The organism is Aeromonas sp. R4-2 (assembly GCF_040908295.1).
Taxonomy (GTDB): domain Bacteria; phylum Pseudomonadota; class Gammaproteobacteria; order Enterobacterales; family Aeromonadaceae; genus Aeromonas; species Aeromonas veronii.
The window spans coordinates 15,807-34,330 of record NZ_JBFODL010000005.1 but is presented as its reverse complement, the minus strand read 5'-3'; the positions used below and the strand labels follow the sequence as shown (position 1 = coordinate 34,330).

General features: G+C 61.1%; 17 protein-coding genes. 6 read left to right on the top strand and 11 right to left on the bottom strand.

The genetic code is table 11. The annotated features are described in order from the left end of the window. The first annotated feature begins 25 nt into the window (after positions 1 to 25). Entirely contained in the window at positions 26 to 454 is a 429-nt protein-coding gene (locus AB5Y99_RS01480) for a DUF2753 family protein (protein ID WP_368208481.1), read from the top strand. Positions 455 to 471: 17 nt separating this feature from the next. Here the strand turns inward: AB5Y99_RS01480 and AB5Y99_RS01475 are convergent, their stop codons facing one another. Continuing rightward, complete coding sequence (locus AB5Y99_RS01475) at positions 472 to 1,221, bottom strand: enoyl-CoA hydratase-related protein (protein ID WP_252412467.1); 750 nt, start codon at positions 1,219 to 1,221, stop codon at positions 472 to 474. Positions 1,222 to 1,311: 90 nt separating this feature from the next. On the opposite strand from AB5Y99_RS01475, the gene AB5Y99_RS01470 reads away from it, so the two are divergent. The 3 genes from AB5Y99_RS01470 to AB5Y99_RS01460 all read left to right on the top strand — a co-directional run bounded on the left by AB5Y99_RS01470 (position 1,312) and on the right by AB5Y99_RS01460 (position 3,299). Continuing rightward, entirely contained in the window at positions 1,312 to 1,761 is a 450-nt protein-coding gene (locus AB5Y99_RS01470; RefSeq protein WP_159157658.1) for a copper chaperone PCu(A)C, read from the top strand. Between the two features lie 95 nt (positions 1,762 to 1,856). Further along, positions 1,857 to 2,489 carry a TIGR04219 family outer membrane beta-barrel protein gene (locus tag AB5Y99_RS01465; protein WP_005354809.1) on the top strand — a complete coding sequence of 211 codons (633 nt, stop codon included), beginning with the start codon at positions 1,857 to 1,859 and terminating at the stop codon, positions 2,487 to 2,489. Between the two features lie 129 nt (positions 2,490 to 2,618). After that, positions 2,619 to 3,299 (top strand): SDR family oxidoreductase, encoded by a 681-nt coding sequence (locus tag AB5Y99_RS01460; RefSeq protein WP_245133753.1) that lies wholly within the window; start codon positions 2,619 to 2,621, stop codon positions 3,297 to 3,299. 92 nt (positions 3,300 to 3,391) lie between these two features. On the opposite strand, the gene AB5Y99_RS01455 is transcribed toward AB5Y99_RS01460, so the two are convergent. Beyond that, positions 3,392 to 5,116 carry a proline--tRNA ligase gene (locus tag AB5Y99_RS01455; RefSeq protein ID WP_368208480.1) on the bottom strand — a complete coding sequence of 575 codons (1,725 nt, stop codon included), beginning with the start codon at positions 5,114 to 5,116 and terminating at the stop codon, positions 3,392 to 3,394. 274 nt (positions 5,117 to 5,390) lie between these two features. Between AB5Y99_RS01455 and rlmD the strand changes: the two genes are divergently transcribed. Continuing rightward, positions 5,391 to 6,743 carry a 23S rRNA (uracil(1939)-C(5))-methyltransferase RlmD gene (gene rlmD, locus AB5Y99_RS01450; RefSeq protein WP_159144362.1) on the top strand — a complete coding sequence of 451 codons (1,353 nt, stop codon included), beginning with the start codon at positions 5,391 to 5,393 and terminating at the stop codon, positions 6,741 to 6,743. Between the two features lie 80 nt (positions 6,744 to 6,823). On the opposite strand, the gene AB5Y99_RS01445 is transcribed toward rlmD, so the two are convergent. Genes AB5Y99_RS01445 through AB5Y99_RS01435 form a run of 3 tightly spaced genes read right to left on the bottom strand, consistent with a single transcriptional unit; the run spans position 6,824 to position 10,300 of the window. Further along, the gene (locus AB5Y99_RS01445) at positions 6,824 to 7,390 is read right to left on the bottom strand and encodes a membrane integrity-associated transporter subunit PqiC (RefSeq protein ID WP_042052434.1); all 567 of its coding nucleotides are present in this window, start codon (positions 7,388 to 7,390) and stop codon (positions 6,824 to 6,826) included. Continuing rightward, on the bottom strand, positions 7,387 to 9,036 hold the full coding sequence (gene pqiB, locus AB5Y99_RS01440; protein ID WP_005335774.1) for an intermembrane transport protein PqiB: 1,650 nt from the start codon (positions 9,034 to 9,036) through the stop codon (positions 7,387 to 7,389). Before pqiB ends, AB5Y99_RS01445 begins: the two co-directional genes overlap by 4 nt. Continuing rightward, positions 9,029 to 10,300 carry a paraquat-inducible protein A gene (locus AB5Y99_RS01435; RefSeq protein WP_245148129.1) on the bottom strand — a complete coding sequence of 424 codons (1,272 nt, stop codon included), beginning with the start codon at positions 10,298 to 10,300 and terminating at the stop codon, positions 9,029 to 9,031. Before AB5Y99_RS01435 ends, pqiB begins: the two co-directional genes overlap by 8 nt. Positions 10,301 to 10,475: 175 nt before the next feature. Between AB5Y99_RS01435 and hfq the strand changes: the two genes are divergently transcribed. Beyond that, on the top strand, positions 10,476 to 10,835 hold the full coding sequence (hfq, locus tag AB5Y99_RS01430) for an RNA chaperone Hfq (protein WP_005335772.1): 360 nt from the start codon (positions 10,476 to 10,478) through the stop codon (positions 10,833 to 10,835). A gap of 132 nt (positions 10,836 to 10,967) precedes the next feature. Here the strand turns inward: hfq and AB5Y99_RS01425 are convergent, their stop codons facing one another. From AB5Y99_RS01425 to AB5Y99_RS01400, 6 genes are all read right to left on the bottom strand, one after another. Further along, on the bottom strand, positions 10,968 to 11,558 hold the full coding sequence (locus tag AB5Y99_RS01425) for an HAD family hydrolase (protein WP_368208477.1): 591 nt from the start codon (positions 11,556 to 11,558) through the stop codon (positions 10,968 to 10,970). 65 nt (positions 11,559 to 11,623) lie between these two features. Continuing rightward, the gene (locus AB5Y99_RS01420) at positions 11,624 to 12,727 is read right to left on the bottom strand and encodes an EAL and HDOD domain-containing protein (RefSeq protein ID WP_368208476.1); all 1,104 of its coding nucleotides are present in this window, start codon (positions 12,725 to 12,727) and stop codon (positions 11,624 to 11,626) included. A gap of 4 nt (positions 12,728 to 12,731) precedes the next feature. Then, positions 12,732 to 14,372, bottom strand: coding sequence for a sensor domain-containing diguanylate cyclase (locus tag AB5Y99_RS01415; protein ID WP_107682771.1), 1,641 nt, complete (start codon positions 14,370 to 14,372; stop codon positions 12,732 to 12,734). A gap of 254 nt (positions 14,373 to 14,626) precedes the next feature. Further along, positions 14,627 to 16,663, bottom strand: a complete 2,037-nt coding sequence (locus AB5Y99_RS01410; protein ID WP_270817841.1) for an exoribonuclease II — start codon at positions 16,661 to 16,663, stop codon at positions 14,627 to 14,629. Between the two features lie 99 nt (positions 16,664 to 16,762). Further along, positions 16,763 to 17,662, bottom strand: coding sequence for a LysR family transcriptional regulator ArgP (locus tag AB5Y99_RS01405; RefSeq protein ID WP_270817840.1), 900 nt, complete (start codon positions 17,660 to 17,662; stop codon positions 16,763 to 16,765). Between the two features lie 201 nt (positions 17,663 to 17,863). Beyond that, entirely contained in the window at positions 17,864 to 18,514 is a 651-nt protein-coding gene (locus AB5Y99_RS01400; RefSeq protein WP_236269406.1) for an acyl-homoserine-lactone synthase, read from the bottom strand. Positions 18,515 to 18,524 lie beyond the last annotated feature (10 nt).

Here is an 18,524-nt window from a genome sequence, read left to right as displayed (position 1 = left end):
ACCATGACGGACTCGGGAGAGCGAGATGACACCGCAAAGTTGGCAACGATACATGCTGGAGGCGGAGCGTGCCTGGCAGGCCGGTTCGCTGGGGGCTGCGATCTGCTTTTATCAGCAGGCGCTGGGGGATGTTTACGAGATGACCCAGGTCGAGTTGACCGAACTGGCCACCATGCGAGTCGCCACCTGCCACCGGCTGGCCGACTTCTGGCGGGCGATGGATGAGCCGACTTACGAGCTGCGCTACCTGAAACTTGCCTCCGAGCTGGTGACTGCGCTGGTGCCGCAGTGCCCCAATCGGGAGTGCGAGGCGCTGATCAGCGAGCTGGGTTGCTGTCGCGGAGCCCTGCTCGCCTTTCTCAAGCGCCACCCCAATCCGGAAATTGCCCGGCTGATCCAGCTGCAGGACAAGGTGCTGGGCTGCGAGCTGATCGGCCGTTTTCGCCTGAACTGAACGGATGTGGGCGCGGCTCAGCCCCGCCGTTTGAGTTTCTGGGCGATCCGCTGCTGCGCCTCTTCCCCTTGGAGTGCCTGGGCGAAGGCGCGCGCCTCCAGATCGATGACAAAGTGCACCGCCTGTTTGAGCTCCTGTTTCAGCAGCGCCTTGCTCTTTTGAAGCGCTCTGGGCGGCTTGGCCGCCAGCTTCAGCCCCTGCTCGCGGGCAAAGGAGAGCAATCCATCGGCCGCCACCACCTTGTTGGCCAGCCCGAGCCGCAGCGCCTCCTCGGCATCCATCGCCTCGGCCAGCAGCAACAGCTCGGCCGCCTTGAGGTGCCCCACCAGACGCGGCAGCAGCAGGCTGGAGGCGAACTCCGGCACCAGACCCAACTCGACAAAGGGAAGCTGCAAGCGGGCGTTATCCCCCAGATAGACCAGATCGCAGTGCAGCAAAATGGTGGTGCCAATCCCCACAGCCGGGCCTGCAACGGCGGCGATCACGGGTTTGGGGAAGTCGGCCAGGGTGTGGAGGAACTGCAGTATGGGGTCGTCGGGCTCCAGCGTGCTCTTGCCCATGAAGTCGGCCAGATCATTGCCCGCGGTAAAGCAATCTTGCTGCCCCTGCAACAGCAGGACATGCACCTCCTCATCGGCTGCCGCCTCTCGCAGCGCTGCCACCAGTTGCTTATAGAGCTCGGTATTGAGGGCGTTGCGCTTGTCGGGGCGGTTGAGGGTCAGGGTGAGCAAGCCATCCTGCTGCTCGGCAATGAGAATGGGGGCCATGTCTAAATCCTTGTTATTGAAAGGTGCAAAAAAGGTTGCTGCTGGGGTAACCTTGGCGCCGTTTAACAACATCATAAAAGGATTTCAACCATGTTTAAACGTGCGTTTTATTCTCTGCTGGTTCTGGGTATGGCGGCGCCTGCACTGGCCAAGGTCGAGGCCGTCGACGGTTATGTGCGCCTGTTGCCGCCGGGCTCCCCCAATACTGCCGCCTTTATGGTGCTGAAGAATGACGCCGACCAGCCGGTCAAGCTGGTGGCGGCGGCTTCTGCTGCGGCCGGGCGTGCCGAGCTGCACACTCACCTGCACGAAAATGGCGTGATGAAGATGCGTCAGGTCGAGAATATCGAGATCCCGGCCAAGGGCGAAGCTGTGCTCAAGCCGGGCAGCCTGCACATCATGCTGTTCGAGGTGGGCACGCTCTCCGAGCAGACCCCTTTCCCGCTCACCCTCACCATGGATGATGGTCAGAAGCTGGATCTGTCACTGCCGGTGAAGCCGATTGAGCCGATGGCAGAGATGAAGCATATGAAGCACTGACATTTGTCGTCGTTTGTTCAGGATTGACGCTGGGTATTTTGGCTGCACCGAGTAAAATAGTGCTCTTTTCCATGTATGCAAGAGGAAGTGACGTAATGAAAAAGACGCTGATTGCCGGTTTTGTGCTGGCTCTGTGCAGCCAGAGTGCCATGGCCGCTGACGACTGGCGTTTTGCCGCCGGTGCCGACGTATGGGCCGCCAAGGGCAGTGGTCAGGCTTATGGCACCAGTGCTGATGGCAGCTATGACGACAGCTACAACTGGAACGGCTATCTGCAACTGGAACACGGCATCATCTTCCTGCCGAACGCCAAATTTGAAGTCTCCGATTTCAGCACCTCCGGCGGCAACTTCAAAAACGATCTGACTGCCTACGATCTGAGCCTCTACTACCGTCTGTTCAACAACGATCTGTTCAAGATCGATCTGGGTATGACCGGCCGTCACTACGATGGCGAGCAGGTCTACTTCGGCCGCAAGGGTTATGACGAAGATACCCTGATGGCCTATGCCGGCAGTGAAGTGAAGATCCCGGGCACCGGCATCGCCTTCTTCGGCGATCTGCGCACTCACGATGCGGACAACTATGACTACCGTCTGGGTGGTTCCTACAAGTTCTCCTCCATGCCGATCAAGCTGCGTGCCGGCTGGCGTGAAGCCAAGGTCGACTTCGCCAATATCGACCAGTCTGTTGATGGCTGGTTCATGGGCGGCGAATTCACTTTCTAATCTGACGTTGTCTGACAACGCGGGGTGATATTCTTCGCCAACATCTATCAGAGCATTCTGTCGATGGCTGGTTCATGGGCGGCGAATTCACCTTCTAATCTGCCCGTCAGCTGACGGCGAGGAGCAATCATGGGCCACATCATAGTGACAGGTGCCGGTTCTGGTCTCGGCCGGGCGCTGACCATCGGGCTGGTTGAGCGGGGCCATCAGGTCTCCATGATGGGGCGCCGTTATCAGCGACTGCAGGAGCAGGAGCTACTGCTCGGCAGCGCGGTGATCGGCATCGCCGCCGATCTGGCGCACCATGAAGAGGTCGATGTCGCCTTCGCCGCTGCGGTGGAGTGGGGTGGCCTGCCCGACATGGTGATCCACTGCGCCGGGGTGGGCGAGTTTGGCCCGGTCGGTGTCTACACCGCCGAGCAGATCCGCCGGGTGGTGGAGAGCAATCTCATCTCCACCATTCTGGTGGCCCAGCAGACGGTGCGGCTTATCGGTGAGAAAGGCGGAGTACTGGCCAATGTGCTCTCCTCCGCCGCGCAGGTGGGCAAGGCCAACGAGAGCCTCTACTGCGCCTCCAAATGGGGGATGCGCGGCTTTCTCGAATCCTTGCGCGCGGAGCTGAAAGGCTCGCAGCTACGGCTGGTCAACCTCTACCCGAGCGGGATCCGCAGCGAATTCTGGGACAACTCGGATCACGTGGACCCGAGCGGCTTCATGACCCCGGAAGATGCGGCGGCCTATATGCTCGACGCGCTGGAAGCCAGAAGCAGCTGCCACGTGACCGACCTCTTTATCGGTCGCAATCCCTGAGGCGAAGCCAGCCATCCGGTTGCCGTCGTCAGCAGACAGAAACAAAAAGCGCGCCAAATGGCGCGCTTTTTTATATCGGTAAGAGGGCGGAATTAACGGCCCAGCTTGGCCTTGAGCATGGCGATGATGTCGCTGATGGCCACTTCCTGCTTCTCGCCGGTGCGGCGGCACTTGTACTCCACCACGCCGTTGTCCAGACCGCGATCGCCGATGACGATGGCGTGCGGGATGCCCAGCAGCTCCATGTCGGCGAACATCACGCCCGGGCGCTCTTTACGGTCGTCGAACAACACATCGACACCGGCCGCTTTCAGCTCGGCGTAGAACTGCTGTGCCTGCTCGGCCACGCGCTCGGACTTGTGCATGTTCATCGGCACGATGGCCACTTCGAACGGAGCGATGGCATCCGGCCAGATGATGCCGTACTGGTCGTTGTTCTGCTCGATGGCCGCGGCCACCAGACGGGAAACCCCGATACCGTAGCAACCCATCTCCATGGTGACGGACTTGCCAGCTTCGTTCAGCACGCTCGCCTTCATCGCTTCGGAGTACTTGGTCCCCAGCTGGAAGATGTGGCCCACTTCGATACCGCGCTTGAGCAGCAGCTTGCCCTGGCCACATGGGCTCGGGTCGCCTTCCACCACGTTGCGCAGGTCGGCAACTTCATAGGTAGCGATGTCGCGATCCCAGTTGGCACCGGTCAGGTGGAAGCCGGTCTCGTTGGCGCCGCAGACGAAGTCCGCCAGATGGGCGGCGCTGCGATCGACGATGATGCGACCGGCAAAGCCGACCGGGCCGATAGAACCTGCGTCGCAACCGGCGGCAGCTTTAATCTGCTCGTCGTTGGCGAAGGTGAGCGGGTTGGCCACGCCAGCCAGTTTCTCTGCCTTGATTTCGTTCAGTTCGTGGTCGCCACGCAGTACCAGCGCGATAACGGCCTGTTTGCCGTGCTCATCTTCCTCTGCCAGTACCAGCAGGGTCTTGGCGATGGCGGTCGGTGCCACGTTCAGGAAAGCGGCCACTTCGTCGATGGTGTGGACGTTCGGGGTGGCAACCTTGGTCAGGGCTGCGGTGGCGGCAGCTCGCTCGCCAGCCGGTGCCAGCGCTTCGGCCATCTCGATGTTGGCGGCGTAATCTGATGTATCGGAGAAGGCGATCAGATCTTCACCGCTCTCGGCCAGCACCTGGAATTCGTGGGAACCGGTACCCCCGATGGAGCCGGTATCGGCCTGCACCGGACGGAAATTCAGACCCATGCGGGTGAAGGCCTTGCAGTAGGCGGCGTGCATCTTCTCGTAGGTATCGACCAGAGACTCTTTGTCGATGTGGAAGGAGTAGGCATCCTTCATCAGGAATTCACGGCCACGCATCACGCCGAAACGGGGGCGCACTTCGTCGCGGAACTTGGTCTGGATCTGGTAGAGGTTGAGCGGCAGCTGCTTGTAGCTGTTCACTTCGTAACGCACCAGCGCAGTGATCACCTCTTCGTGGGTCGGGCCCAGCACGAAGGGGCGGTTGTGGCGGTCGGTCAGACGGCACAGCTCGGGACCGTAGTCATCCCAGCGGCCGGACTCCTGCCACAGCTCGGCAGGCTGAACCACCGGCATGGAGACTTCGACGGCACCAGCATTGTTCATCTCTTCGCGAACAATGTTCTCGATTTTCTTCAGTACCCGCAGACCGGTTGGCAACCAGGCATACATGCCGGAGGCCAGTTTACGGATCATCCCGGCGCGCAGCATCAGCTGGTGGCTGACAACTTCAGCGTCGGAGGGGGTTTCCTTGAGAGTGGAAAGCAGATATTGGCTGGTACGCATCGCGGTAGACCTTAGCTAGAACGGGCGCGGGGCCCAGGATAATTTCAAGGGCGGAATTTTAACAGGCTGGGCGTTGCGGCCCAAGGGCTAAATTTGCCGCAACCCGAAAGGTGGCAACGCCCGGCAGATGACCAAGGGCAATGACCATTGCAACAAGCAGGCTTTTTATGCCTGCAATTTGGCCGGATCTCCGCTAAACTCTGCCACCTTTTCTCGATGGGCATGGCTCTGCCGCGTTCATCACCCCCCATTTTTAGTACTTTTGGAGCCGCTCATGCCGTTAGTGGGACATCAACACCAGATCGAGATCCTGGAACTGACCGACAAAGGAGATGGCAAAGGACGCCTGTTCGATCGCCCCCTGTTTGTCGAAGGTCTGCTGCCCGGTGAGCAGGCGCTGGTGGAGCTGACCGAGGTCAAGCCGAACTATCTGCACGGCAAGGTTGCCGAGCTGCTCCAGCCCTCTGCCGATCGGGTTGCCGATTTCTGTCCCAACACCGAGTGCGGTGGCTGTCAGGTACGTCCGCTGGCCTATCCGGCCCAGCTCAAGCTCAAGCAGGCACTGGTGCAAAGCGCACTGGAGCAGGTCGGGCTGGGTGACACCCCGGTCAAGGATATCCTTGGCATGGAGAGCCCGTTCGCCTATCGCAACAAGGCGCAATATGCGGTGCGTGGCTGCGATGCCGGTGCCGAGATCGGTTTTTATCGCAAGCACTCCCACGATCTCATCCCCGCCGATGACTGTGCGGTGCAGGATCCGCTGCACGTGGAGCTCAACGCCCGGGTGCGCAACTGGATGCGCGCGCATGACATCGCCGCCTATGACGAAGTAAACCACAGCGGCTGCGTGCGTAACCTGATGACCCGCAAGGGCTTCAAGAGCGGCGAGCTGATGGTGGTGCTGGTCACTTTGGGCGAGGGGTTACCGTTCGAAGCCGAGCTGTTGGCGAGCTTAAGCGATCTGCCGGTCACTACCCTGGTGCAGAACATCAACGATGAGCGCACCAACCGCATTCTGGGCGCCACCAACCGGGTGCTGTTGGGCGAAGGGGTGATCCGCGACAAGATCCATGAGCTCGAGTTCGAGATCTCGCCGCTCTCCTTCTTCCAGAACAACCCGACCCAGACCGATGTGCTCTACTCCAGTGCCCTCGAGTATGCCGAGCTGACCGGCAACGAGACAGTGTTCGACATCTATTGCGGTATCGGCACCATCTCCCTGTTCCTGGCTGGCAAGGCCGCCAAGGTGGTGGGGATCGAGTCGGTGGAGAGCGCCATCAGCGATGCCCGCCGCAACGCTGCCCTCAACGGCATCGAGCACACCGAATTCCACGTCGGCAAGGCCGAGCAGCTGATGCCCGAGCTGCACGCCCAGGGCGTGACCGCTGACGTGGTGGTGATGGATCCGCCCCGCAAAGGCTGTGACAAGGCGGTGCTGCAGACCCTGGTCGCCATGGCGCCCCGTCGTCTGGTCTATGTCTCCTGCAACCCGCAGACCCTGGCCCGCGACCTTGCCTGGCTGGTCAAGCAGGGCTTCGTGCTGGACGAAGTGCAGCCGGTTGATATGTTCCCGCACTCCATGCATGTGGAAGCGGTTGCCCGCCTGAGCCTGCCAGCCAAGGCATAAGTCGCCCCCGACTCTTGCCCATAAAAAAACGACGCCAGCTGGCGTCGTTTTTTCTATCTGATGCTCGCAGGTTGATGTGCTCAACCCTGCTTGCGCACCTCGGCGGCGATCTGGTCGAGCAGCTGTTGCCAGCCCTGACCCAGCTCGTTCACCAGTGCGTTGTAGCCATCGGCCGGCAGCACCCGCTCCTGACGGAAGGGGGCATCGCGCAGCACGGTGCCATCTTCCGCCAGCAGGCGCCAGCGGCCGCTCAGCACGGCGCTGCCGTCATGACGGCCCTGAAAGCGCTCCACCAGAATGGTCAGCACTGGCCCCTTGCGGGCGCCATCCTGCCGTACCACCCAGCCCGGCAGGCGGGTGGAGAGGCCATTGAGGGTGAGCTGGTTGAGCTGATCGTCCAGCGCACCGGCCCAGCGATGGTACTCGGTGAAGTGCAGCTCTTGCCCTTCCAGCTGATAGACCAGACTGATCCGGTCGAGCTGGCTGGCCAGCGCCACCGGGCGCAGCACCAGCTGGTGCTGCGGTTGGGCCGGGGCCGTTACGGGTTGCTGGTTGTCGGCATCGAGCGAGTAGTAGTGCAGGCTTGGCTGGCTGCTGCAACCCGCCAGCAGGCCCAGCAGGGCCAGCGTCAGGATCTCTTTTTTCATTGTTTGCCTCGCTTGGGCTCAGGGTCCGATGGATGCGCGCGATCGAAGATCAGCGAGCTGGGCTGCTCGTTGAGGGAGTGCACCAGCGGCTGCAGTTCGCGCATCAACTGATTGAGGGTCTGCACCGACTGACGCAGATCCTGATTGGTCTGCGATTGGGCGTCATAGGCCTGCAAGGTCTCCTGCAACTGCTTGAGGCTCTCGTTGAGCGAGGCCGGCAGCTGCTGGGTGGAATCCTTGGCAGTGAGCTTGTTCAGGTTGGCGCTGACTGCACTGATGTTCTTCAGGGTGCCATCCAGGGTGGTGAGTGACCCGTTGACCTTGGTCAGGGTGGTTGCCATGTCCATGTCGACAAACTTGTCGAGGATGAGGTTCACCTTGCGCTCGATCTGATCCAGCCCGCCCTGCACGGTAGGGAAGACCTGATAACCGGCCAGCTTGGCCTGTTCGAAACGTGGCGCGTCCGGATAGAAGTTGAGGTCGATGATCTTGCCGCCAGTCAGCAGGCTCGAGGTCTTGAGGCTGGCACGCAACCCCTCCTTGAACTGCTTGCCGAATAGGGCACGCCACTGATCCTTCTCCGCCTTGGCATAGCGGTGGGAGAGGCGCTGTACCTCGATGCGAGCCAGCACCGGGATCTGGCGGCTCTTGAAGATCTGCACGCCCTTGTCCTCGATGAGGTAGGGGGCGGAGATGACGGTACCGACCCGGATACCGCGATACTGCACCGCCGCACCCGGGTGCAGGCCACCCACGTTGTCATCGAACAGGAAGACGTAGTCGATGAACTGATCCAGACTACCGGCCAGCACGCTCGCCTCATCCTGGAACAGGGTGAACCCTTCCATCTGTTTGACCGGCTCGCCAGGGGCCCAGCCGGGTGGCAGACCCATGGTGATGCCGCCATCGATCAGGCTCTCCAGCGAATCCATCTTCACCTTCATCCCCTCGCTGCTCATGGAGACCTCGAAGCCCGGGGTCATCCAGAAGCGGGAGTTGCTGCTCACCAGAATGTCATAGGGGGCGTGGATGAAGATTTGATACTGCATCTCGCTCTTCTCGGGCAGGAACTTCGCCTCTTCTACCTGACCTATGGTGAAGCCCTGATAGTTGATGGGGGAGCCTTCCCCGAGCGCGCGAGTGTCGCGACTGCTGAGGGTGAGACGCAGCCCCTTGGCATCGAGGGAGGCGAGCGGCGGTTTGTCGAGCATGGCGTACTCGTCCCGCGCCCGACCTTTCTTGCCGGGGGCGAGCTCGATATAGGCGCCGGAGAGCAGGGTGCTCAGACCCGATACTCCTTCACGGCCCACTCTGGGCTTGACCACCCAGAACTGGCTGTCACCGCGCAGCATGCCGGAGGCGGCATTGGTCAGCCGTCCTTTCAGCACCGCATGGCTATAGTCATCGCTCAGCTCGACGGCCTCGATGCGGCCGACGTCCACTTCGCGGGAGCGGATCACCGTCTTGCCGGCGACTATGCCCTCGGCAGTGGCGACTGTCAGGGTGAAACTGGGGCCCTGGGAGTACCAGTGCTGGAACAGCATCCAGAGACCGATGAACAGCGCCAGCAGGGGCACCATCCAGATTGCGGCGGCAGAGCTCAGAAAGTCAGAGCCCGGTTTCCACCTTTTTTTACGCTCACTCACGTTCGCGTTCTCCTTGTTGTAAATCCCAGATCAGGCGGGAGTCGAAACTCATGGCGGCGACCATGGTGATCAGCACCACACCTGCAAATGCGACGGCCGCAGGGCCGGGGTAGATGGTCATCAGATTGTCGAGCCGGATCAGGCCCGCCAGAATGGCCACCACGAAGACGTCGATCATCGACCAGCGTCCGACAAATTCGGTCATGCGATAGAGTTTGAGCTTGCCGAGGGGGGAGGTGACATTGCCGCGCTGCACCATATAGCAAAGCCAGAATAGCGCCAGTATTTTCACCAGCGGCACCACCACGCTGGCGAAAAAGATCACCGCAGCTATGGGGTATGAGCCCATGGCCCAGAGCAGCACTACACCGCCGAGGATGGTGGAGGGGCTGTCATCACCGAGGAACACTGTATCCATGATGGGATAGACGTTGGCCGGAATGTAGAGAATGGCGGAGGTAAACAGCAGCGCCCAGGTACGGTTCAGGCCGCCCGGCTTGCGGGCATGCAGCTTGCCGCCGCAGCGGGAGCAGCTGTGGCTGCCCACCTCGCTCAGAGCGCCACAGATATGGCAGCCCACCAGGCCGGATTCCAGCGCGCCCGCTTCCGGGTCGATATCCCGCGCCTCGGACGGGCCGAACAGCCGCTGCCACAGCCACATCTGATCCAGTGAGGAGATCATCTTGATGAGTAGCACCGTGTAACCGACGAAAGCCCAGAATGACAGCCCCATCTTGATGTCGGCCATCCCCATCAGCTTGACCAGCGAGATGAGCACCCCCACCAGAAAGACATCCACCATCAGCCAGGGTTTGATCCGGCAGAGCAGACGGCCGAGGGAGCGCAGGGCATTGCTGTGCAGATCTTTATCGACCCGCCACAGCACCAGCATGATGGACCCCATATAAACCAGCGGCAGGCCGATCAGGGTCAGGCTCAGTACCGCGCCGAGAAACAGATAGCCCTCATCCACCAGGGTGGTGATGCTCTGCAAAAAGGTCATCTCCTGGCCCACCCCTTTGGCCGAGAAGGACATAAAGGTAAAGGCATTGGCGAGCACGAACATGATGAGTGCCGCGAACCCGTAGGAGATCGGCCGCAACTCCTGCTGTGGCAGGTGGCGACTCAGGGTGTGTCCGCAACGGGGGCAGCAGCTGGCCTGTCCCACCTCGAGCGGTGTGGCCGGTATCAGCAGGTCACACTCTTCGCAGGCAGTGGCATCATGGACATAGGTGGTGTGGTGTTGGTGTGAAACCGGATGCAAGATAAAACCCCAGATAAGGCCCGTGGTAGAGCCAGAGCTGGCGATTATCGCAGTTGTACCGGTCAGCGACCAGCCCCGAAGGCCGCTATTGCTGGCGGGAGTGAGAATGACTTTGACAAGCCAGTGCCCATTTAGCACAATCAAACGCCACTTTTTTTCCGCGGGACAATAATTTATGACAACTGAATCCCCCAGCTACTCCACGATTGAGCAAGCCTTCTCCCTCGGGAACGGGCAAGATTCTGCCCTCAACTGGTTGCGCAAGAACCGCAGTCAGGTCGCTATTTTTCTGGTGAGCGGCATCAAGCTGGAAGGCACCATCAGCGGGTTCGACCAGTACAGCGTGCTGCTGACCGATGCTCATGGTAACCAGCAGCTGGTCTACAAGGCCAAGATCTCCACCATCGCCATGCACACCGGCCGTCCGCAGGTGAATATCCAGCGTGCTCGCAAGCCACGTGTCTCCATGGCGCCGCGTCCCCACGGTGCGCCGGGTCGTTATGACGACAATCAGGGTGGCGGCAACAACGAGTAATCGTCTGCCCCGCACTCCCCGTTGATGCGCCCTGCGTCAGCGGCTGACGGAACCTGCTCTCATTTTCATTCATGTCCCGTATGAGAGCCGGTTCCGGTGATCGCCCCTTGCAGGGCGATATTTTTTTCCGCACTACGCCATTATGCCGACCGGTTGACCCTCTTTGACCATGCAGGTCTGCATACCCGCCGCTTCTCCGGCCTGTACCCCGATACCGGTATCTTCAAACACCAGACAGCCTGATGGCTCGACCCCCAGCTTGCTGGCGACCAGCAGGAAGGTGTCCGGATTGGGCTTGTGCAGCTCCACATCGTCTGCGGTGACCACCACGGAGAAGTAGCGATCCAGCCCGGTGTTGCGCAGCACCGCTTCGGCGTTGACGCGGGGCGAGCCGGTGCCGATCCCCATCGGGATGACGCCATGATAGCGCTCGACCAGCGCCTGCATGGCCGGAAAGACGGTCGCCTTGTGCAGGTTGGCCACATAGTGGGCGGTCTTGCAGCGGGTGACTTCGAGCGGATCGAGGGGGATCTGCTGCTCCTGTGCGACCAGCAGGGCTATCTTGCGGCTCGGCATGCCACCCAGCTCATAGAACCAGTCGGCATCGAAGTGAAAGCCAAACTCGCGGGCGGTATGTCCCCAAGCGGCGAGGTGCAGCGGCATGGAGTCGACCAGGGTGCCATCAAGGTCAAAGACCAGGCCTTGGAATCCGGAAAGCGTCATGGTGCGGGTCAGTCTCTGAAAAAAGGGAGCCCATTCTAGCCAGTGGCTCCCCGCCTCGCCATCACCTAGCTGGTGAGAAACGCTTGCCCCCACATTTGTGACTGAAAATAGACGGGGGTGAGCTGGGCCGGATCGAGTTGATATTTGGGGGCAAGCTGTTCCAGCAGGGCCCAGTTACCCTGTTCATAGGTGCTGACCAGCTGAAACAGATGAAAGAGTGGCCCTTCGTGCAGTTCGATGGCGCGCTGCACGCTCTTGGGCAGGTGGGCCATCAACGGCTCCGACAGCAGGGATCCATCGAACACCAGTCCCACCAGAAAGGCCCAGCTTGCCTCCGCTTTACCGAGGGCGGTGAGGGCAATCAACTCGCAGAAGCGGCCGCGGGCGATGGCCATGCGGGTGCAGGCCTCCGGCATGTGCTGGCTCACCCGGGCCAGACCGTTGATCAGCACGAACTTGCGGATCTCCTGCTCCCCCAGATAGGAGAGGGCGCGGGGCACCGAGGTGATGGGGGCGGCATGATCGAAGCCGGGGGCGTTGACGTAGGTGAGCAGCAGGCCGGGCAGCCAGGCATCCTGCTCCAGCAGGCGGGCTACCTGGGTGAAGGAGAACTCTTCGTGGCAGATGAGCTGGAGGATCTGCTGTACCAGCGCCATATCGGGCTGGTTGGCCCGCTGATTAACCAGCTCCGGACGGGCGAGAAAGCCGCCGGCAAAGAAGTCGACCCCAGCCTCCCGCAGCGGGAGAAAATCCGCCCAGGTTTCGATGTTCAGCGCCATCCGCTTGTGTTCGGTGGGCTGGCAGATCCCCTCTTCCCCCATCCAGTACACCAGCAGGCGGCTGGCGCCGAGCCAGCGTGGATCCCGGTTGGCGCCGTGCACCGCCAGTCTGCGCCGACTGTCGCGCCACTGCTCCAGCACCGGGAACGAGTTGGGCTGGCGTTCACTGGAGGCTTCAACCAGCGGGATCGCGTCCTGATCCAGCAGCAGGGGGCGCTGTTCATCGAGCTGTTCGTGGGTGAAGGGCACCAGATATTGACGCCCCTGCGCTAGCAGGCGGCAATGTTGCGCCAGTGAAGGCCATTCGGCCGGTGAGCTGAGCTGATAGTCGATGCCGTAGGCCACCAGAGCCAGGCGACGATTGAAGATAGGGTAGCGACGCAACAGCATGGGATCACCGATAGGCCAGAGTGCGGGCCCTCCCTTGTGACTTGGCGTGGTAGAGCGCCTGGTCAGCCTGTTCGGTCAGGGTCTGCCATGCTCCGTCCAGGGAGGGAACCAGATAGCTAAAGCCTATGCTAACCGTAATGAAATCAGCAACCCGCGAGGCGGGATGGGGCATTTTCAAGCGGGCAAGACCATCGTGGATCCGTCCGGCCAGCTGTTCGGCCTCACCGGGTTGCGGGGCGCAGAGCAGAATGACGAACTCCTCCCCGCCGTAACGGGCGACCAGATTGGTACAGCGCCGCTCTGCATCCCGCAGCACATGGGCCACTTGTTGCAGGCAGAGATCCCCTTTGGCATGGCCGAAGTGGTCGTTGTAGGCCTTGAACTCGTCGACGTCGATCATCAATACCGCCAGCAGGTTCTGGGTGCGTCGTGCCCACTCCCACTCCCGCTGCATGGTGATGTCCCACTGGCGCCGGTTGGCGATGCCGGTGAGGGGATCTTCCAGCGACAGCAGGGAGAGGCGGTGATTGGCCTCCTCCAGCGCACGGTTGGTCTCGGCCAGTTGCATGGTGCGCTCGGCGACCCGGGCTTCCAGCTGGCGGTTGAGGGTTTCCAGCTGCTCCTGGGTGCGCTGGCGGATCAGCAGTTGCGACAGGATGGCGGCGTACTGTTTGAAGATCTCGCTCTGATAGGCTTTGAGCGGACGGTGCCAGAGCAGGTTGTCGGCGGCGATCCAGCCGATGGGGGTGGTGCCATCCCACAGCGATACCATGGCGTTCCAGCCACGGCCCACCTGCTGCTTCTCGTAGTAGAGGGGGGTATCTTCCATCACCAGCACGTAGTCCTTGCGCCTGAGCGCCTCTTGCACCGTGGGGTGATCCGGAATGGGGCTGATGAAGTTGTGTTCATCCATCAGCTCGCCCTCTTCGCTGGTGCCCCAGGTGCCGCGCATGGTCTTGCCATCGGGTTCGATCAGGAAGATGGCAACCCGATCGAACTGCAGCTCCTTGCGGGCCAGCAGCACGGCATCCCGCAGCAGATCGTTCTCGCTGCGACTGCGGGAGAGGGTGACGCTGACCATGTGCAGCGCCTGCAACATGGTGAGGAAGGAGCCCTGCAGTGCCTGACTCTGTACCAGATCGGTCTGGGTATGGAGCCGCTGGTCCCGCTCCTGATTGACCTGGCTGGAGAGCAGGTGATTGCTGAGCTCGGCAGTCAGATAGTGGATAAGGAGCTGGATGCCCTGACGCTGGTGGGAGGAGAGGCGATCGATGCGGCGGCGGGTCTCCAGATAGATGACCCCTTCCAGTTTCATGTGACGCTTGAGAGGGAAACAGGCGCGTAACTGCGGCTGGGCGGGCTCCACATTTTCGCCGGGATCCGGCGGAGGTTGGAGTTGTTCGATCACCAGTTGTCCCTTCTCCATCGCCTTGTCGATCAGGTGGTGGGGCAGGGTCAGTTGACCGAGATGGGCGAGATCAAGCGTGGTCAGCCCCTGATCGAGCTGAAAGCTGTAGAGCTGCGGTTCGGGGGCTTTTAGCCAGAGGTAGAGGCGTTCGGCATCGGTCTTTTCACGGATGGTGGCGAGGCTCACTTCGCATAACTGAGCGAAGTTGGTGAAGTGTTCCGGGTCCCATTCCTGCATACCAATATCCCTTGGATTGTACCCAAGCGAGTATAGACATATTCCTCCTTGATTAATATGTCAGAAAGGAGAGGTGGCGCACATAATGGTTGCTTTCAGCCCTGCTGGTGGAGATATTCACTGCGTTCTTTGCCAATCGTGGCTAGAACTGTGTGCCATAACGGTATATATGGCAGCTTGTAGGGCGGGATGCCGGGCAAAAAAGAGCCCGCACGATGGCGGGCTCTCGGGCAGATCAGATGATTCTGCGCGGCTTATTCTGCCTTGGGGGCAGCCTCAGCGGGCGTTTCACTGCTATCGGCTGGCGCACTCTCGGCCGCCGGGGCTTCCGGTGCCGGGCCCGGCACCAGATCTACCGCCGGTTTGGCGATAAGGGAGCGGGTCTCTTCCACCGCTTCGGTCAGCTTCACCTCGATGATCTGGCCGAGCTCGTAGACCACTTCGGTCTTGTCCAGATAGACGCGGCCGTTGTCCCAGTTGCACTCCAGTCGATCCTTGTTGTCGAGGATATGGCGGGCAGGCAGGAAGACCACGGCGCCGTTCTCCTGCAAACGCAGCTTGAGACCAGCACGCATCACGTCGATGATCTCGGCGTTGAACACCTTGTCGGTGCCAGCATCGGCCTTGAGGTAGCGAACATAGAGCCAGTCGCCGATGTCGCGCTCCACCATGCGGTGCAGACGGCGGCAGGCGGTCAGGTGCTCGGTGAGCTCGGTGCTCGGGCGCTCGCCCGGGGTCTTGCCGGCGATGACGGCTTTGAGCAGACGATGGTTGACCATATCGCCGTATTTACGGATCGGGGAGGTCCAGGTGGCGTAAGCATCCAGACCCAGACCGTAATGGGCGCCCGGTTCGGAGGACATCAGCGCATAGCTCTGGAAGCGGCGGATCTTGCCATCCAGCCAGCGGGTGTCGAGGTTGTCGATCCAGCGGCGCAGGGCGCAGAAGCCGGAGAGGCTGGCGATCTCGTCGCGCTCGAACGGGGCTTCGGCACTCTTCAGCAGGTCGATGGCGCCGTCGAGGGACTCTTCGTCAAAGCCGGTGTGAACGTTGAAGATGCCGTAACCGACGCTCTTGCCCAGCACGCGACCGGCACAGATGTTGGCGGCGATCATCGACTCTTCCACCATGCGGTTGGCGATGCGGCGCGGCTCGACGTGGATGGCCAGCACTTCGCCATTCTCGCCCAGCTCGAAGTCGTAGTCGGGACGATCCGGGAATACCAGCGCATGCTCGGTGCGCCACGCGATGCGCGCCTCGGTCATCGCCTTCATCAGCGGCAGCTGGGCCAGTACGCCTGCGTGGATAGACAGCTCTTTGCCATGCTCGGCCCAGTCGGAGACGTCGTCATAGTTGAGACGGGCGTGGGAACAGATGCGGGCGGCGAAGAACTCGGTCTCCTCCAGCAGCAGACCATCTTCGGCGATCAGCAGACGGGCGCACAGAGTGTTGCGCTCCTCGCCCTCTTTCAGGGAGCAAAGCTCGTCGGAGAGGGTGCGCGGGATCATCGGCACGTTGCGGCCCGGCATATAGACGGTGAAGGCGCGCTGGGCCGCCTCTTTGTCCAGCTCGCTCCCTTCGGCCACATAGGCGGTCGGGTCTGCGATGGCAACCAGCAGCTCCCAGCCGTTGTCCAGCTTGGTGATGGCCAGCGCATCGTCCATATCCTTGGTCTTGGCACCGTCGATGGTAAAGAAGGGCACCTTTGTCAGGTCACGACGGGGCAGCTCCTCCTCTTCGATCACCTTCCACTCCGGCAAGTCAGCCGGCTCGACCTGGGCCAGATTGTGGCGCGCCAGCACCACCCACCAGGGCACATTGTGATCTTCCTGGGCGGCAATCTTCTGGATGATCTCGGCAGAGAAGTTGCCGTCGACCAGCGCATGGCGCTTGAGGGTGGCCACCACCCAGTCACCTTCCTTGAACTCTTTCTCATCCAGACCCTTCTTGACGCGGGCCTTGATGGCATCCTTGATCAGCGGATGGTCGGCCACCACGTTGAGGCGGTCGCGGAACATCTTGACCCGGGCCACGAAGCGGGTGACGGACTGCTCCAGCAGGGTATCCGGCTCGGCCACTTCCTTCTCTTTTTCGGTGCGGATCAGGGCGGTCACCCGGTCACCGTGCATCACCTTCTTCATGTAGGGAGGCGGCACGAAATAGCTGGTCTTCTCATCGACTTCCAGAAAGCCGAAGCCCCGGTCCGAGGCGCGGATCACACCCTCTTTCTTCGGGATGTTTTCGCGGATTTGTTGCTTGAGCTGGGCCAGCAGCGGATTGTCTTGGAACATAAGTGAGGAACCTGAAGTGAAAACCTGGGTGGAGACCTGATGAAGGATCGCCCAGCACTATACGTTTTTAGCCCTGCAAAGCCAAGGTGAATGGCCTGCTCAGCGTGGTTTCAACTGCGATCTGGCATGGTCGATAAGGCGTTGGGATAGCTGCTTGTGTACCCCTTTTTCCAGTACCCAGCGGTGCCAGTAGAGGCGTTCCGTCAGAACGTGGTCGGGACTGAGGTTGAGCAGTGACCTGCCTGCCAGCTGGCCTCTTATCTGCAATTCGGGGATGAGACAATAGGCCAACCCCTGTTCGGCCATGGCGACGAAGGCCTCTGACGAGTGGACCGTATGACAGGGATAACCGCCCGGCTCCAGCCCGAAGTGTTCTCTCATAAAGCTCACATGCATGTCATCGCGCTGATCGAACGCCACCGCCGGTGCCTTGGCCAGCGCCTCACGGGTCAGGCCGTGAGGGAAGTGGCGGGCTACGAAGGCGGGGCTGGCGGTAAGCAGATAGTTCATCTCACCGAGCTCGTCGACGCAGCAACCCGCCAGCGGCTGGGGATGCAGGCTGACTGCACCAAAGGCCTGACCCTCGCGGACCTTATCGAGGGTGCGGCTCTCGTCATCGACCAGCAGGTTGAGTTCGATGGGGTGCTGTTTCAACAAGGGGGCAATGGCGGGCAAAAACCAGGTGGCCAGGCTGTCGGCGTTGACGGCGATGCTGATCCGGATTGGTCCCTGCGGTTGGTCGGGGGTCAGCTCCCCCGCCAGTTCGAGCTCGAGCTGGTGTACCTGCCGATAGTGGGCCAGCAGCTTCTGGCCGAGTGGCGTGGCCTGCAGCGGTTGGCTGCGAATGAGCAGCGGCTCGGCAAATTGCTGCTCCAGCTGCTTGATCCGCTGGGAGATGGCCGACTGAGTGATATGGAGCGACTTGGCCGCCCGATCGAAGTTCTGCTCCTGCAGTACCGCATCCAGCGCCCGCAGCAGTTTGTAGTCCAGCTCTTTCATCTTCCCTCCCTTCCGTTGCCCAAGGGCTGACTCTACGTCACTCGGCAGGGGACAACAATGGGCGGCGGAAGGGGCGTTGCGCTGTGATTTTTGACAGTAGTGGTCAGGCCATTGAGGGAGGATACTCTCTGGTGCCGCATGGGGTAGCCCTGCGCAGATCGTAGCGACATCTTTATCCCGGGTCTGTTTTCCCGGGATTTTTTATGAGTGAACTGCCAACACCGGTGACGGTTGCCGCAGTGGATAATGGCTGGTTTGATAATGGCCCAGCAGAGGTTGGGAGACCGCCTGCGCGAAGCGCTCATCCAGATGGAAGCGGATGCCAACGCCCCTTACCGCACCCAGATCGACCGCCTGCCGATGACCGAGCCGCTCGATGGGCAGGCCAAGTCGGCGGAAGATGCGCTCCACCGGCAGGCTGACGACGGCGACCAGCTCCCGGATCCCGTGGGCATGGGCGAAGGCATAGACCTCGCGGAAGATGACGCAAGTGAGTTCGCTGACGCCATTGCTCATGCGCGGTGCGCGCTGGGCATCGATAGCCAGACGGGTGAGTTCCCAGACATCTGGGGTGCGTGGCGCGCTTTCACCGGCAAGGGCGGTGGGGAAGATGGTGGGCAGCATATAGGCATCGGCACAGTTGAGCAGACGAATACAGCCACACAGCCCTTGTTCGTCCTCGATCAGAACCCAATGGGTGTCTGGCGTGTCGAAGCTGTCACGCTCCAGGCCCCGATGAGACTCGACATCCCAGCCTAGCCGGTCGGAAAAGACGCGATTTCGAAAGCGATAGAGTTCATTCTCCACCTCGTTTCGTGGATGTTCTCTCAATTTTCCTTTAAAAACCAACATTATGGACCCT